General features: G+C 44.1%; 15 protein-coding genes. 1 reads left to right on the top strand and 14 read right to left on the bottom strand.

All coding sequences use genetic code 11. The features are described 5' to 3' along the window. Nucleotides 1-466: 466 nt before the first annotated feature. From BUB99_RS03545 to BUB99_RS03570, 6 genes are all read right to left on the bottom strand, one after another. Complete coding sequence (locus tag BUB99_RS03545) at nt 467-1225, bottom strand: LytR/AlgR family response regulator transcription factor (RefSeq protein WP_073119475.1); 759 nt, start codon at nt 1223-1225, stop codon at nt 467-469. Then, nucleotides 1222-2304, bottom strand: coding sequence for a sensor histidine kinase (locus tag BUB99_RS03550; RefSeq protein WP_073119477.1), 1083 nt, complete (start codon nt 2302-2304; stop codon nt 1222-1224). Before BUB99_RS03550 ends, BUB99_RS03545 begins: the two co-directional genes overlap by 4 nt. 138 nt (nt 2305-2442) lie before the next feature. Beyond that, the gene (locus tag BUB99_RS03555) at nt 2443-3087 is read right to left on the bottom strand and encodes a tetratricopeptide repeat protein (protein ID WP_084190325.1); all 645 of its coding nucleotides are present in this window, start codon (nt 3085-3087) and stop codon (nt 2443-2445) included. A 20-nt stretch (nt 3088-3107) separates the two neighbouring features. Beyond that, a complete protein-coding gene (locus tag BUB99_RS03560; RefSeq protein WP_073119480.1) occupies nt 3108-3524 on the bottom strand; it encodes a DUF2141 domain-containing protein in 417 nt (138 codons plus the stop codon). A 22-nt stretch (nt 3525-3546) separates the two neighbouring features. Then, on the bottom strand, nt 3547-5703 hold the full coding sequence (locus tag BUB99_RS03565; RefSeq protein ID WP_073119482.1) for a TonB-dependent receptor: 2157 nt from the start codon (nt 5701-5703) through the stop codon (nt 3547-3549). Between the two features lie 215 nt (nt 5704-5918). Further along, the gene (locus BUB99_RS03570) at nt 5919-7133 is read right to left on the bottom strand and encodes a multidrug effflux MFS transporter (RefSeq protein ID WP_073119484.1); all 1215 of its coding nucleotides are present in this window, start codon (nt 7131-7133) and stop codon (nt 5919-5921) included. Between the two features lie 402 nt (nt 7134-7535). Between BUB99_RS03570 and BUB99_RS03575 the strand changes: the two genes are divergently transcribed. After that, a complete protein-coding gene (locus tag BUB99_RS03575) occupies nt 7536-9332 on the top strand; it encodes an acyl-CoA dehydrogenase family protein (protein WP_073119485.1) in 1797 nt (598 codons plus the stop codon). 372 nt (nt 9333-9704) lie between these two features. Here BUB99_RS03575 and BUB99_RS03580 read toward each other — a convergent pair whose 3' ends face one another. From BUB99_RS03580 to BUB99_RS03615, 8 genes are all read right to left on the bottom strand, one after another. Then, on the bottom strand, nt 9705-11096 hold the full coding sequence (locus BUB99_RS03580) for a T9SS type A sorting domain-containing protein (RefSeq protein ID WP_073119487.1): 1392 nt from the start codon (nt 11094-11096) through the stop codon (nt 9705-9707). Between the two features lie 61 nt (nt 11097-11157). Next, nucleotides 11158-11784: a Crp/Fnr family transcriptional regulator gene (locus BUB99_RS03585; protein WP_170863726.1), complete on the bottom strand. Its 627-nt coding sequence runs from the start codon at nt 11782-11784 to the stop codon at nt 11158-11160. 785 nt (nt 11785-12569) lie between these two features. After that, the gene (locus BUB99_RS03590; protein ID WP_073119491.1) at nt 12570-13427 is read right to left on the bottom strand and encodes an SDR family oxidoreductase; all 858 of its coding nucleotides are present in this window, start codon (nt 13425-13427) and stop codon (nt 12570-12572) included. A 26-nt stretch (nt 13428-13453) separates the two neighbouring features. Then, complete coding sequence (locus BUB99_RS03595; protein WP_245816784.1) at nt 13454-14068, bottom strand: cytochrome b family protein; 615 nt, start codon at nt 14066-14068, stop codon at nt 13454-13456. After that, nucleotides 14065-14262: a hypothetical protein gene (locus tag BUB99_RS03600; RefSeq protein WP_073119492.1), complete on the bottom strand. Its 198-nt coding sequence runs from the start codon at nt 14260-14262 to the stop codon at nt 14065-14067. Before BUB99_RS03600 ends, BUB99_RS03595 begins: the two co-directional genes overlap by 4 nt. 4 nt (nt 14263-14266) lie before the next feature. Continuing rightward, nucleotides 14267-14890: an O-methyltransferase gene (locus BUB99_RS03605; RefSeq protein WP_073119494.1), complete on the bottom strand. Its 624-nt coding sequence runs from the start codon at nt 14888-14890 to the stop codon at nt 14267-14269. Nucleotides 14891-14962: 72 nt separating this feature from the next. Further along, nucleotides 14963-15799 (bottom strand): nuclear transport factor 2 family protein, encoded by an 837-nt coding sequence (locus BUB99_RS03610; RefSeq protein WP_073119496.1) that lies wholly within the window; start codon nt 15797-15799, stop codon nt 14963-14965. Nucleotides 15800-15831: 32 nt separating this feature from the next. After that, entirely contained in the window at nt 15832-16785 is a 954-nt protein-coding gene (locus BUB99_RS03615) for an MBL fold metallo-hydrolase (RefSeq protein WP_073119497.1), read from the bottom strand. Between the last annotated feature and the right edge of the window lie 75 nt (nt 16786-16860).

A 16860-nucleotide genomic window follows, 5' to 3' on the forward strand; every position in this document is an offset into this window, starting at 1 on the left:
GCGTCATCTGATTGGATAACGTCGGTTCTCTAGAGTAGAATGACTCAACACCTCCGCTGGTGCGAACTCAATGTCGTTAAGTTAAACGCATACGCTCCGTTGGGTCATCCCGACGGGGGAGGGATCTTTGCCATTCTGAAAGGATTTGTGCTTTAGTGTATAGATTTCACCTATCGTCGAAATGACAGAAATCTAACCTTTATGACATTGGGTGTAAGTGCACCTTTTTTCAATAATCATTGTCTGAATGGTCGTTCCCTACAGTTTTCTACCTTCCTAGCATTACAGAAAGTCGTTTCCTACAGTTTTCTATCATCCTAGCATTCTGGGAGGCTGTTTTCTACAGTTTTCTGCATTCCTAGCGTTCTGGAAGATCATTTTCTACAGTTTTCTGCATTCCTAGCACTCAGGAAGGCTGTATTTTTGGAGATTCCCCGTTCCCGTCATGCTTTTGGGCATCCTTTTGTTAGCCATCCAGCCATGCTTTGAATGCTGCGACGCGCTCGCGAGATACGATGAGTTCATTGTTGTCCCAGTGCGGCAAGACGATCTTGAGCCGACTGTTCGAGTAAGAGACGATGTCTCGAATGGCTTTCATCTGTACGATGAATTTGCGATTGACTCGAAAGAAAACACTTGGATCAAGTAGCTCGGTCAGTTGATCCAGTGTGAAGTCAATGATGAATTTTTTCCCCTCCTCGTGCTGCAAATAGGTACTCCCCTCCTCACTGTAGAGGCAGGCGATGGCATCCGTCGGGATCGTCTTGATGTGCTCTCCGATCTTGACGACAAAGCGCTCCTTGTAGGACTTGGCTGGTGCTCCCAGCATCTGCTGGAGCTGTGACACATCGATCATTGGATTGGCGGCTTTGCTGAGGTGCTCAAACTTGTCCAGAGCCCGCTCCAGTTTCTCCAAGACAATGGGCTTGAGCAGATAGTCGATACTGTTGACCTCAAAGGCCTTGATGGCATACTGGTCATAGGCAGTGGTGAAAATCACCGGGCAATCAACACTCACCTGTTCGAAGATCTCGAAGCTAGACCCATCGGCCAGATGAATATCAAAGAACAGTAAATCAGGGCTCTGGTTGGATCGCAACCAAGCCGCAGCAGACTTGACGGTATCCAACACTTCCAATACCCTAAGGTCGGGCTGGAGCTCTCCGAGCAGTCTCGCCAAACGGTCCGCAGCGATCCCCTCGTCTTCTACGATGAGTACATTCATGAGGTCTCTAGTTTGATGATGGGTACCTCGACGGTGAACTGGCTTTGATCGGTCGTGACTTTGACTTCACGGTCGCTGAGATAGCTGTAGCGCGAAGTGATGTTTTTCAGTCCTAGTCCCGTCGAATCGGGCTTTTCTTGCTGTATCGGATTCAGGCTATTGGACACGAGGACAGAGTCTGAGCGATAGTCTATCTGTATCGACAAGGGCCTTTCTTTGGAGATCTCGTTGTGCTTGATACAGTTCTCTACAAGCATCTGTAGCGCCAGCGGAGGCACATGATCTTGGCCAGCCATTTGATCCATACCGGTAATGGTCACGGCAAAGTTCTTCCCAAAGCGGATCTCGTTGAGATAGACAAACGACTGGGTGAACGCCAGTTCGTCCGAGAGCGGCACCAATTCCTGATTTTGGCTTTGGAGTACATAGCGGTAGACATCCGACAGCTTATGGATGAAGTCCACCGCCTTTTGCTGGTCATCGTAGACCAATGAAGTCAGGGCATTGAGACTGTTGAACAGGAAGTGCGGATTGACCTGGCTCTTGAGGGTTTCTAGTTTGGACGTAGCGTTTTCCGTATTCAGTTTCTCGTTTTGCACCGCTGCATCTCGCCACGACACGAAAAAACCACGCGCATGAAAGAACATCGAGATAAACAAGGCAATAGAAACCGTCGTAATGATACTCCCCTTGAGGTGTCCACCGTACAGCATCTCCCAAAAGTCCTTGTGCATCAAGTACGCTACGATGACATAGTTCATCACAAAAACGACAAACACCGTATAGAGAATCATCAGGATCAACGAGGCGATAGTTCGCTCGACAGGTTTGTGCAACCAATCAAGGTATCGTCCCAGACCATCTACCAACAAGCTGTTGCCTACCGAGAGTGCGATCCAATAGAGGTACGACACCAATACCGAAAGAGCAAACTGACCATAGTCCCCCTCACTGATGCACTGCGGGCAAAAAAAGTAGGAGATTACCAAACTCCCGATGATCGGAATCACCACAAGCATTCGTACCTGTCTCTTCCATTTGTCTCTGCGGGAGACACATCCGCCATTTTCATTCGTCATATCAAACAAATCTAATCATCAATCTCGTTAGATAACAAGAGTTAAGAATCAAGGCTTGAGACCACTAGACCTTAGACCGAACAGGCTTCCCCATTTTTGTCTAAAATCTAAGGCCTAAATACCAATTGCTAACAAAGGTTATTCTGCTCCGTTACACTTACTGGTCCACTCTTCGAGCCCATAGCTGCCCCAGGTCGGCGCGAGTGGATTGCTTGGCGCTTGCGTATCAAACATCTCCAGTGACTTCATGATCAACTGACAGGATTGACCCAGTGGCTGTCCAAAAAACTCCGCTGTACCCATTTGCATCTGCCCCATAAACAGTACTGCCCTTGGGTTATTAGGATCCAATTGCATGGCTTTGGTAAACAAGCCGTAAATCTTCGGAGACAGCGTCTGCCCTCTCGTACCAGGGTCCACGCCTATTTTGATCATGTAGATGAATCCCTCCATGGCCTTGATCTCCGAATTGTTTGCACTGAGACCATCCGCCTTGGACAAACTCACCAATGCCTCGTCCAGTACCTTGTCCTGCACCTGTGCATCCTTGATGCGAAATGCCTTGAACACCTGCGACAAAGACGCATAGTAGTAGGGTTCCCATTTGTCCTTTTCGGCATCCCCTATCCGGGAAAAAGTATTCGTGAGTCGGTCTAGGTCTGCTGTAGACGCAGCGGTGTAGATGGACTGGATATTGTCCAGCATGGCTTTTTCGTACTTTCCATTGTCAGCTGATACTGTGAGGGAACAAATTGCGAGTAATAGTGTGAATATCGTTTTCATGATTTCGAATGTTTTAGTTTTTAATGAAGTGTGATGGTAATATTTTGATCGGTCGCTACCTCGAATTGCGCATCTGCGAAACTCGGAGGGCCATAAGAGCCCTTGGCGTCATTGGAGAAACCATAGGGTTCGGCAGGGATCCCAAACACCCAAGTGTCCAGTTCGCCGTTGGCATTTTCGTCATGGTAGATGCTGACCGCATAGACGCCAGCTTCTACAGGGTCAAAGACCAGTGTCAGTTCATCGTTTCCCGTTACCTTTTGAGAAACGTAGACTCCTTCTTTGAGGAAACTCGATTCGCTGACATACAGGCTTGCTCTGATCTCCCCCGTATTGGCTTTGATATTTTTGACCACTACGGTCACTTGGTGTTTGTTGCCTCCTGCCTGAGCAGTCCAGGTCAACAAACACATGGCGATAAGAAATAGTTTTTTCATGATTTGTAAGATTTAAGTTGATTTATAAATATTCTAGTTGGTTGGTTTTCTTGTCTTTGGTCAGGGAGATAAACACGCCCACGAAGAAGAAGCGCTTGGCCTGCTGGCCTATCGCTTGCGAATCGTACACTCCGCTAGCATCTGGCGTGTCGGCATAGTCATAGCCGAAGACATTGTCTCTGCCGAGCAGATTGGTCGCAGATGCATAGAGGATGACATGGGGTCGGTACAAAAAGGCAAAGTTGAAACTCAAATTGGCATAGTACTTCGTTTTCTGATTGTTGAATTCATCCTCGTTGGGGTCGTTGTACGGGCGACCACTGTTGAAGTCCCACGTCGCACCAATCTGCGTACGGATCACAGGAATGAAATGCTTGTACACCACTGACACATTGTGCATCGCCGCAAACTCCGGTCGCACTTGCTGAGGATAGTTGCGGTAGTCTCGCTTGCTGTCTATGAAGGAGTACGATACCCAGTAGTCTGCATTCTTGATCGTTTTGGCATCCCTAAAGAATAAGTCGATCCCGCGCGCATAGCCCTCCCCCGAATTGGTGTAGGTCGTCGGGTTGTAAATATCATCCGCATCGTACCTCACCAAATCCTCATAGGTCTTGTAGTACAGCTCCCCGCGGAAGGTGAAACCTTCTTTGATGCGCTGGTAGCTGAGGATGTAGTGATCCGCCTGCTCTGGCAGGATGTAATCCTGCGCGGCGAGCATCAGGTCACGCTGCGGCAACTGATGAAACTGCCCAAAAGCTGCGGAGACCTGCGAGTATTCACCTGTCTTGTAAGCCATCGAGACACGCGGTGACCACTGCCCCTCCTCAAACACCGAGTAGTGCGCATAGCGGAGACCTGCACGCAGCGTTAGTGCCTGTGTCAGGAAATAGTCCCCTTCTACAAACCCCGCCAGTTGTGTATTGTCATAGGCACGATCAAACGCTGAGTTGTCCACCAATCGGGTATCCTCCTTTTCGTCCGCGCGGATCATCTCCCCTCCTGCTTTGAGGGACAAACTCCCGATGTCCGTGGTATAGTAGCTCTTGGCATGCACTGCCTTATTTTGCCCCTCTACCCGGATGGCATTGTAGTCGGTATCTTGGTGGTATAGACCATAGGATACCCCAAAGTAAGCCATGCCTGCATCCCCAAGACCTTTCTTGTAAGTCGCATTGAGATAAGTATTGTCGTTTTGGACTTTGGTATCGTCTCCCGCGGGGTTGTTGATGCTGGGGATGATGGCATGAAATCCACTGCGGTCATAGTTGGCATAGACCTTCAGCATGTCTTGTTTGTTGATCTTCTGTCGAAGCATAAACGTGCCATTGGCTGACGTGAAACCATCCTTCCAATCGTACGTCTGCTTGACGAGGTTCATGTAGGGGTCCAGGTTCATGTATTCTATCTTGGCATACACCGACCCCTGATCCCAACGCTGCGTATGGGCTACAGCTCCTCCTACCGACATCAGACTGATATCGGTAATCGTCTCATCGGCCAGATCCAGCGAATTGAGTGAAAGCACAGAAGACAGCGCCTGCCCATACTCCGCAGAGTAGCCCCCAGTACTGAAGAATGTCCCTTTGAATAAAAACGGATCGAATCGCCCCCGGCTAGGGACGTTGCTCGGTGTAGTGGTGTAGAAGTTGCTCACCCAGATCCCATCGACAAAGGCCTGCGTCTCGTTGGCTGTACCTCCTCGGACAAAGAGACGTCCCGTCTCCCCATTGGTAGTCGTCCCGGGCAGCATATTGAGTGCGCCCGAAACATCCGCCCCCGCACCAGCAGTCATCGCAATATCCAGCGGTTTGAGTACGGTAGCCTTTTGCTCATCACTCGCCTCAAAACTCCCTGCCGTGATGGTGACACCTGAGAGGCGGTTGACTTCCTCTTTGAGACGAATGTCTAAGCGATGTGACTCGCCCATCGTCAGTACCTCCTCGTGGGTCTTGTACCCGATGAAACTAGCGACCAAAGTCTGCTCGCCTACCTCATATGTGCGAAACGAGAACCGGCCCTCTATGTCCGTCGTAGTGCCATCATAGCTCCCCATGATGTAGACACTCACGCCCGGCAATGGCTCGCCATCCGTGTCATGTACCTGTCCCGTGATCTGTCCCAAAAGGATGGGAATACAGAGTAGATTAAATAATGCGGTTAGAATTGAATTTTTCATTCGGTTTGTTTGATTTTGATAGCTCAAACATCGAATGACAGGCAATGATTACATAATGGAAATGGGTGAGTTGTAGGATTTTGAGAATGAACTGTGAAAGAAACTGAATGAACCGGAATCGTGTTTCATACATTTTACCTCCTGAGCACAGGACCAAACACAGAGACTGGCCTCTGCCACTTATCTAGTAGACCGCTGATCTATGACGCCCAGCATCAGCTGACTGCCCTGTGCCCTTTGTAGCGCATCCCGATGTTGTACATCACATTCCCCGCAAGGGTACAGAGAAACATCGCCGTACCGACTGGCACCAAGTCATCGGCGTGGAACAGTGCGATAACACTACCTACTAGAAACCCCAAAACAAACCTAGAAATCCCTATCGCAGCATTGGCCGACGAACTCACCTTGGGGTTGTGATTCAAGATGACCGCTGTGCCATTGCCAAACACCAACCCAAGACTACCGATAAAAAGCACGACACCTCCGAACACTCCCCAAAACGAAGGTTCGTCCAGGCGGACAGACACGAATAGAATCACGCCCGCCACCAACTGCAACAGCATCCCCGCACGCAGAATGTATCTCGGACGATAGTACTTGAGCAACTGCGTATTGACAAAAGACAACATGACATTCAAAATGATGTTGGCGGCAAACAAATACGGAAAGTAATCCGGATCAACCGCGAAGAAATCCAAATAGATAAAGGATGCACTGGTGATGAAAACATACATTCCAGACATGGACAGGCTAATCGAGAACAAGAATATAATCGATTGGCGGTCTTCAAAGAAGCTCTTGTACTTGTCAAACAACTGCCGTGTCGTGAGTCTCCGCGTGATCAAGGCTTGATCCCTAGATTCGGATACAAAAACCGAGAAGACCAGAAACAGCACACATGAAAAACCAAACAGAAAGTAAAAGACCGACTCCCAACCAAAATGACTGATCAAAACAGCGCCTAACACAGGAGCAATCAATGGTGCAAGCATCATCATCATACTGGTAATGGTCACCAGCCGAGCGACATGCTTGCCTTCGTACCAGTCACTGATGAAGACATTGGAGGTGACTGTGGCAAAACCTCCACCAAATGCCTGCAAGACCCGCAGCACCAAGATCACCTCAATCGAAGTACTGACAGAGATCAGCAAAGACGAAAGCCCATACAGCCCTATTCCTAGCAGAGCCACGGTCTTGCGACCAAACGAATCAGACAGCGGCCCTCCTATAAAGTTCCCGATGGCAAACCCTAGAAAATACAGCGTAATCGTAAGCTCAATGACGCTGAGATGCACGCCAAACACCTCTGCCATCATCGGCATAGCGGCTAGGTAAGTATCTATAGCAAACGGCGATAGTGTCACCAGACTGGCCAACAAAATCGTAATCAGGAATGACTCCTTAGGTATTTTCCAACTTCTCATTCTTATTCGACGGGTTCAAATCGGCCTGTACAGACCATGGGGGTTGTGTCTCGTCTCTCTCATCATGCAGGTCGCAATGATATCGCATTTGGACACTAGGTCAAACCACTTTTCCACCAGTGGCAATACAAGTATCACTCCTTATCGTTATACTCTATCCAGATCAGAAGGTTTGGTCACATATGCTACCTGCTCTTTCGATGATAAATAGTGGACACTATCCCCATAAGAAACACCTGCTATTGAGCAATATAAATCTCTATTTCTTTTTCATCTGAGCGAATCCTTTCACAAATAAAATTCTCAATTTAGTATGCACGCATAATATATTTCATATATATTTGATATTGTTATGCATGCATAACAGACCACAAAAAACCGAACATCATAAAGTTAAAGCATATGGAAGCCCAAACAGCAAAAAGATCTATCAAAGGCGGAGAGTTCCTCATCAGAGAAACTGCCGCTGCAGATATTTTCATTCCTTCGGAGTTCACCGAAGAGCAAAAGATGATGGCGCAGGCCACCAAGGATTTTATCGACAAAGAAATTCAGCCAGTTCGTGAGAAGATCGAAAAGCAAGAAGGCAACATCGTACCTGACCTGATGACCAAAGCGGGTGAGCTCGGCCTACTGGGTGTATCCATCCCCGAAGAGTATGGCGGGCTGGGCATGAACTTCAACACCTCCATGCTGATCGCAGACATCATCGGCGAGACGGGTTCGTTTTCGACGACCTACGGAGCTCACACAGGGATCGGCACACTCCCTATACTCTACTACGGTACCGAAGAACAAAAGAAAAAGTACCTCCCCCTCATCTCATCGGGCGAGTGGAAATCTTGCTACTGCCTCACGGAACCAGACGCTGGATCAGATGCCAACTCTGGCAAAACCAAAGCAACACTATCTGATGACGGCAAGCACTACCTCATCAACGGACAAAAAATGTGGATCTCCAATGCGGGATTTGCAGATCTATTCATCGTCTTTGCGAAGATCGATGATGACAAAAAACTCACGGCTTTCATAGTCGAAAAGACATTTGGTGGGATCACGATGAACGACGAAGAAGTGAAGTTGGGAATCAAGGGGTCATCGACCCGCCAAGTTTTTTTCAACGACTGCAAAGTCCCCGTAGAAAACATGCTCTCTGACCGAGAAAACGGTTTCAAAATCGCGGTAAACATCCTCAACATCGGCCGAATCAAACTCGGTGCGGGTGTACTCGGAGGGTGCAAGGAAGTAGCAAACTACTCGGTCAACTATGCCAACGAAAGAAAGCAGTTCAACACGGCGATCTCTAGCTTTGGCGCTATCAAGCACAAGCTCGCAGAGATGGCCATCCAAACTTGGGTCACCGAAGCGGCCTCCTACCGTGCGGGTCAAAACATCGACGACTGCATCGCGGATCTGATCGCCGACGGCATGGAAGACGGACAGGCCAAACTCAAGAGTTTTGAGCAGTTCTCCATCGAGTGCGCCATCATCAAAATCATCGGATCAGAAGCCCTCGACTATGTAGTCGATCAAGGCGTACAGATCTACGGTGGCATGGGGTTCTCAGAAGACGCGCCTATGGCACGTGCCTACCGAGATGCACGGATCACACGCATCTACGAAGGTACCAACGAGATCAACCGCATGCTCATGGTCGGTATGATCCTCAAGCGCGCGATGAAAGGCGAGCTCAACATCATGGAACCTGCCATGGCAGTCGCCAAAGAATTGACTGCAGTGCCGTCATTCGACATGCCAGATATGTCCAAGCCCTTTGCCGAAGAAAAAGAAGTCCTCAAGCGACTCAAGAAATCCGTGCTCATGGTAGCGGGTAAGGCTGCACAGACTTTTGGCCCTGCATTTGAGACAGAGCAAGAGATCATGATGAATGTAGCGGATATGATGATTCAGATCTACGCTGCTGAGTCCGCTGTACTACGCGCGGAGAAGCTCGTGTCTATCCAAGGAGCCGAAGCGAGCAAACTGCAAATCAATGCAGCGAAAGTATACCTCTATGATGCAGCAGACAAAATCAACAAAGCAGGCAAGGATGCCATCGCATCGTTCACCACTGGAGACGAACAAAAGGTCATGCTGATGGGATTGAAACGATTCACCAAGACAAACCCCGTCAACGTGAAAGCACTCCGACGTGAGATTGCCGATCAAATGATCGCCGAAAACAAATACACTCTTTGATTAAACCAATTAATTAACCCAAAATTGATTGTTTGGTTTAGCCCTTTGCGTCTACGATGCGAAGGGCTTTTTTTATTATCAATCGAAACCTTCCTTTGCCACCCAAAGTTTGTGCACAATAGCACTTTGGCATCAACTTGCAATAAACGTAATTAAAAGAACAGAACTGCGCAAACCACTGACTGCCAATTTATTTATAGCACGAGTTGTGCTTTTTTGTATTCTGTTCGTGAACCGTAGAAATGATATTCAATGTTGATTAATTTTGAGAATATGGCAGACATTGATTCCCTCTTTTTCTTGAATAGCCAGCATCAATAGTTCTTTGCAAGATTTATGAAAACGGTTTTTTCTTAAAATTATATATAAAATCTAGTCTTTGATTAGCTTCCCTGTACTTCTATTTTGCTCACAAATAATGCTATATATATATAGCCCCTGCCCTAGTTCATTTATTTTTATTTCTTCACCTTTATTGGTACTTAAAGATATTATTTTTTCACCCCTAATATCATATAATTCAAACAATGCCTGATTACATTTATTGGGGAAGTTTACAAATAGGCTTTCCTTGGCGGGATTAGGATATACGGTTAAGACTCCTTGAGGTGTTTTGTCTATTATTGCTAATAAAACATCCTCTGAGTAATAGAATTTTGCTTCACGATATTTTTCCAATTCGTTACTAAAGTATTCATTGCTTGTAATTTTATGATGGAAGGCAACAAAGTTAGAGTATGATGAAGGCAAGGTTATTTCATCTTTCGCGATTGAGAAGTCAAAACTAAAAACGTTTTTCTTACTTGTCGTATCATTGTCAAAGTATATATTGGTAATTGAGTTCAAAAAATTATGTGAATCCAAGCCATAGATATGCTTCACTTCCATTATCCAATCGTTGTTGGTCCTATCCCATTTATATTCGCTTATTTCAAGTACATTCCAATTATTGGTTTCGTAGACCGTTTCTTCTTTGGTAGTCGGTATATATTGGGCCGATTCATTATTCCATCTTGCAAAGACCATCTTTTTCAAATGCCCTAAATCATATTCGTATTGAGTGGTGCCAAACTTCTCCCAGTCCTGTGCATTTTTTTGTTTGATATACGTTGTATCAGCTAGAATATTACCTTCTTCATCATAATTGTATACTTTCCTATCTCTCAACACCCACTCATCCGAATCGGTATATTTAGTATAGGATGTATCAACTTGTAACAAGCCGTTTGAATTGTAGTACTTTGTCGTTTTTTCTATCTGCAACCATTCTTCCGAGTCAATTAGCCATTTACTATTTATAATTTCTGCTAAATCGCCCTTGTCAGTATAGGCATAATCTATCCTCTTTTTCGACTTTGAAATAAGATGGTTTTCATAGCATATGATCTTATTTAGCTCATTATATCTTTTTGTTTCCTTTACTACAATTTTCCATTCGTTATCAACATTATCCCATCTGGATTTTTCAACTACGGTGTCTCTATAATTGTTGTACAAGAAGGATTCTTTAAAACTTTTCTTATCCCACTCTCCTGTTAATTCATTTTTACTATATGAAATAATACTATCTAAACTTAGTTTTGCTCCGCTAGTTGTATATTCATTTAATTGATTGGTATTGGACGCGTTAAAATAGTTAGTATCATCGTTTTTAATTTCAGATGAAATATCTGATTTAGGAGTTGTTCCACTGTTTGAAATTTGGCTAAATGCCAAAAAAGGAGTCATCAAACTAGCTAGTGTAAAAATTATATACTTAAGCATGTCTTAAATTATTAATTTGATTTACACAAAAGTATGTTTTGCATGGAATAGTAAAGTTGCCTCAGGATAACTTAGTCCGATAATTTTCTCTAAAAAAAAATTTCTTTTCCTTACTGTATTGCTGCGGTGTCATATTTAAGTAATTAGCTATGTACTTGTCTTGCGTATCTTTCAAAATCCGATTGGCCCTTTCTACTGTTTCATAAAAAAGAGAAAAGCGTTTTGACGGGTTTCGATTTTGCAATACGATCATTCTGTTTTCACGATCGAGAAGAATTCTTTCATAAACTTTAAACATGAGGTAGCTAATTTCCTGATTCTTTTGCACTAGCATTTCCATATCACTCTTTTCAATGGAAATGATTTCAACTTCGGTTATTGCTTCATGAACTTCAATGGATGGAGAACCTACTATGTAACTTTTAAGATTATTAAAGCCCAGTCCTTTAGGAGTAATATTGACGGTCTTAGATTCACCTTCATCGAAAATATATTGGTGTACAACACCCTTAACAACAATGTTTGCCTTAGTTTCAATCTCTCCTATTTTTAAAATAGATTCCCCTTTTTTGTAAGAGCGCTTAATGAAATATATGCTTATTTCCTCAAATGTTTCTTTCGCAAGGTGACAAGCTGAATTAAAAAACGTAAACAATATTTCCTTGTCAGATCTACTAAGGTCATTCATCCTATTCATGTTTTAAAGGCTCTTTCGGCATGAAGCTCAACGTTTAGTATATGAATAATAGCCGATTGTATGTGTGCCCAGTATGTGCATGTTTTAACAAAGTTAACACGAAAGTTCCAGAGGCTATAACCCAAAATTGATTGTTTGGTTTAGCCCTTTGTGTCTACGATGCGAAGGGCTTTTTTATGACCCTTCGAAACCTTCCTTTGCCCAAAGTTTGTGCACAATGACTGATAGCGTTTGGCTAGGTAAAACGATGAAGTCAACCTACCGCAATCAAACAACACTAAAAAATGGTCTCACGAGCAGGAAATATACGACTCCAAACCCGCGCAGGTTTGAGGCTAAACCTGCAGGGGTTTGAGGCTAAATCTGCGGGGGTTTGAAAAGAAAGCCGCGCAGGTTTGAGGCTAAACCTGCGGGGAGTTGAGAGGGAAGTCCAGCAGGTTTACATCCAAAACCGTAGGAAATATCTCAGAATAACCGTTAGCTCTCCCAAAAAAGATACTGTATTCTAAACGAGGAAGACCTCATAAACCTGTAGTTGCATATCCTATGTAGCAAAAAAAGAAAATCGGTACTCTTCACAAAAGCATGGAAGGTGAGTGGAATTACAGGTAGCGTTTAGTATATGGCACGTGTCTCTGAACTTTTCAAATATCTACTACAGTATCGATTTTATTCTTCGGCTTCAAGTAACTAAGAAGAGGCATACGCTATATCGTTTGTTAGCGGTATTCAAGCTATTAATGTAGTGGCGTTCTTGCTAAAAGCATGGGGCTCAATCAATGCTTTAGACTATTCTGGAATGCTTTAATCATTTCCAATGCGGATTTATGAGATCTACCTGCAGCCCTCTCAAAATCTGAAGGTACATCGTTCACTCCATTTCTGATCCCTTCATAAATTCCAGCTATAACAGTACCAATAAAATCTCCGAGTTCAGCTTTTCTTTCTTCTAAATAGTCTTCGATCGGAATGGAATGGAATTTGAGTTTTGTACCAAAGACTTGATTCATTAAGTCGGCTAATTGTGCCTGTGTGATAGGTTCGCCTACTAGATTGTATGTTTGGCCATTGTGTTCGTGATTGAGCAACATTTGTGCATAGGCATACCCCAGTTCACCTCTGCTTGTGTAAGCGCATTTGCCTTCTCCCGCACAGTTTCGAATCTCGCCTTCTTTGATGTAGTTGTCAAGATATTCAAGGTCGGGTTCTATGTAAATGCCATTTCTGCCTATTACCCACTGCAATCCTGATTCCCGTACATCTTGTTCTGTCTGGCGATTACTCTGCACCACGGGACTAAATGCCGTGTTTTCTTCGGCTCCCACTATGCTGGTGTACACGATTTTCTGCACGCCATTTAGCTTCGCTGCTTCAATGACATTTCTGTGCTGCTGAATTCTTTGGTCCGGAGCATCCATGCCAGAGAGTAACATAACTCTGTCTACACCTTGCAACGCCTGATCAAATTCGCTTCGGTCGTTGTAGTCGCCCTTTCTGACTTCTATCCCCAGGTGTGTGGCCTTGGCTGGTGTTCGGGCAATCCCGATCACATTTTCACTACCTATTTCTTTTACTAGTTGTCTTACAATGGCTGACCCCAATTGGCCGCTTGCTGATGTTACTGCTATTTTCATTTTATTCCTTTTTGTTTTAAAACTATTTATGCTTTGCCTACTCCTCTTTTCTTTCGAAATGCAATCAACGCTTCTTTTATAAACGGAATTCGCATTACAAAGCCAACGCCAACAATTACGGCATAGAGAATCCAGGTTTTATCTAATATGGCTACATGCAAAAGACTCAAAAAAATAGCTGCATACGCCATACTTTGAAGTTGTTTCCATTTTGCCTTTAGCCATTTCATTGATTTTCTATTGGACGTAAAAAGCAATGGTATTAATATCAAAACAGCAATAAACCCAACGATGTAGTTGAATTGAGTAAATGTTTCGAGAACCCCTTCAGTCCAAATGAAAATGATAAAGTGAAGTAAACTCCAAACGGCCGTTGCAATCCCCATGGATTGCCTTACGAACAGATTATTAACCCCGAAGAGTATGAAAAAGGGTGTACAGGTCAGAACTGCCGTCATCCATCTGATGGCAAACTCACCAGAAATATGATACAGCATTTCTACACTATCGCCTTCAACTGGTGAGATAGCTAAGCCATTGCTGAATTCAACGTTCACCAGGCTCAAAAGCGGAATCAATGGCAATGTGGCCAAGAGGGCAACAATCCACCAACCGTAATTTCTCTTAAGGACCCCCATCATTTACTGGCTTTCAATTCAATCAACTCTTTTTCAAGTTGCTCAGCTTTGGCCTTAAACTTTTCCATCGCCTTTTTTAGCTGACCTATTTTAGTGAAAGCTTCCTCATCCTGAATGGCCTGGTAGGAAACCTGCCCCTCTTTTTCTTTGAATTTTGATTTACTGCCACACGTTGGGCAAATCGTTACTTGACTCATTTTTTTACTTTTTTATAGTTATTACAACCGCCTTACCTTCAAATTTGGGTTGTAGCTGATAGATTGCATTTTGACTGACTACATTTAGAAAAACTTGTGTTTCTACCATGTCTGCATTGTCTACATACACCATTGTGTTTTCATGAAAATTATTCTCAAGCATTTGAAACAACGGCAAGTACAAACTTTTCCAACCATCCAACAGCAATAAATCTACTGGCTCAGAATGATTTTTTAAGGTCTCCAACGCATCGCCAATTCTAACTTCAATTAGCTCACTTACACCCGCATCCTTGAAGTTCTTTATTGCCTTTAGGGCTTTGGATTCAATCAATTCAGTAGTGATGACATGACCTCCAGTTGCCATGACACCCTGAGCTAAGAACAGAGTAGAGATCCCAAATGAAGTCCCAAACTCAACAATGTTCCTGAGTTTGTTTTGCTCGATAAGTTGCACTAAATCTTTTCCCTGCTCTTTGGAAATAGAAAGAGCTACATCTTTGAAGTCCACGGGCTGCATTGGTCTGAAAACACCCTTAGCCAGACTTTTTATGATTTTGAGGTGATCGTACTTCTTCTCGTCATATAGATGAGAGATGGTTTCTTGTATTTGTTCTTCGATGATCATAGATACTTGAATATAAATGGGGACTACCAGATGCAAGTAGTCCCCTTTGATTTCTGATTTTTTGGAATAAGTCTAAAACTTCCCGTTTTCGTTTTTCCACTCTGTTTTCGGGGGGATCGGAGCGATCACGTCCCAGTGCTCCACGATTTGTCCATTTTCCAGTCTAAATAGGTCATAAAACGCAGTGGGTTCACATTGCCCAAACTTGCCCTCACTCATCGTTAAGACAAAGTTCCCTTCACCCAGCACTTTATGCACTTTAGTGAATTCCATAACCAACCCTTGCTCTGCAAAATACTTCATGGCTGCCCCAAATCCTTCCAAACCATCTGCAATCTCAGGGTTGTGCTGGATATATTGCTCTGGATTGATATATGTGGTCAGTTTGTCCATTTCATGATTGATGATGACTTTCTCCACAAATCCCTTCACAATTTTCTTGTTGGCTTTTGTTTTTTTCAGGTCATTGATCTCCGTAACTCCATCAAACTGCGTTCTTCCGCTGGGGTTCACAGGTGTAGTCGCTGTGAGGTTATCCCAGTGCTCTACGATGAGCCCGTCTTCAAAGCGGAATACATCAAATCCAGCTTTAGGACCAAAGAAATCATATTCGGTATGTGTAAATACATAATCCCCATCCTCAAAAGCGCGAATCACATTTGCTTTGAAACCGCCTGCTGGGGCATGGTGCATGACTTCTCCAAATCCTTGCAAACCATCTCCAACAGCTAAATTGTGTTGGATGTATTTGTTCGGGTTAATGTAAGATATTGGCGTTGGGTCACCAGTATTGAAACTGTTCAACAGCGCCACTACTTTCTCTTTATTTGAAAGGTCTTTATTGACTGATTGTGCTGTTGCAAAACCAGACAAGACAAATGATAATATGATTATTGATAAATATTTCATGATTGTTAATTTTTAGTTGTTTGGTAAATGATTTAGAACCAGTCAGCACCAGTATCTCCAGGGAAGAACGCATCAGTACCTGACAATAAAAGCCCCCCTTCTTTATAGTTGGTGAACAGCAGTTCCAGTTCTTCTATAACTTCTTGATTGGAGGATGCCGTTCCTCCTACTGAAAGGCTTTGCGTTCCTTTGATAAGACCCTGCGCTTGTTGTAGATAGTCTATATTTTCGTCGAGTACAGTCCCTACGTCCGAACGAGACCCATTGTGTCCTACAAATACATGATTGTAATCTGAAAAATTGCTTTTCAGTTCATTTAATCCAGCTACCCAATTATCAATTTCATCTTCTGAGTCTTTTGGTGTGTATTCTCGCAAATAGGGATGTGAGAGATTGTAAATAAGATCTCCTGCAAAGACTATTTTGTGCTCCTCATTATAGAAATAGCCATTTTCTCCTGTTTCGGCATTTGAAACTTTGTCAAACGTGAATTCCAGACCTCCAATGGTTTGAGTTTCCGTAACACCTATTACGCTTTTTGAATAGAGTGCCGCAAAGTCATCAGTGGCATTCAACTGAGTAGCAACCGCACTTTCTGCATAGAAGTCAAGAGCTGTAAAGCTTCCTGCTCCACCATAGTGGTCTCCATGATTGTGGGTGATTATTACCGAAGCAGACTTACTGATTGCATCTGCATAAGCCTCCAGTTCCGCTGCAAAAGCGGGTGCCGGCCCTAGGTCTACCAGAACTATCGCATTCTCGGTCTCCACGATGGTTACGGTGTACGGTGCATCACCGAAATCAATTGTGTGGTATCTCACCGTGTTTTCGGTAATTACATTCACCACACCAGTTGTAATTAATGCACTGGATGGTGCATCTCCAAAGTCTACAACATTTGGTTGTGAACTGTCATCTTCACTGCAGGCAATCAATAGACTCGCTACAAATGCTACTAGAAAAATTGTTTTTAAGGACTTCATCATTTCTTTGTTTTGATTTAGAATAATTAATAATGCAAAGCTCTTATGCGGGCATTGCACTATCGCAATCAAAATGAT

The sequence above is a fragment of the Reichenbachiella agariperforans genome (assembly GCF_900142205.1).
GTDB lineage: Bacteria > Bacteroidota > Bacteroidia > Cytophagales > Cyclobacteriaceae > Reichenbachiella > Reichenbachiella agariperforans.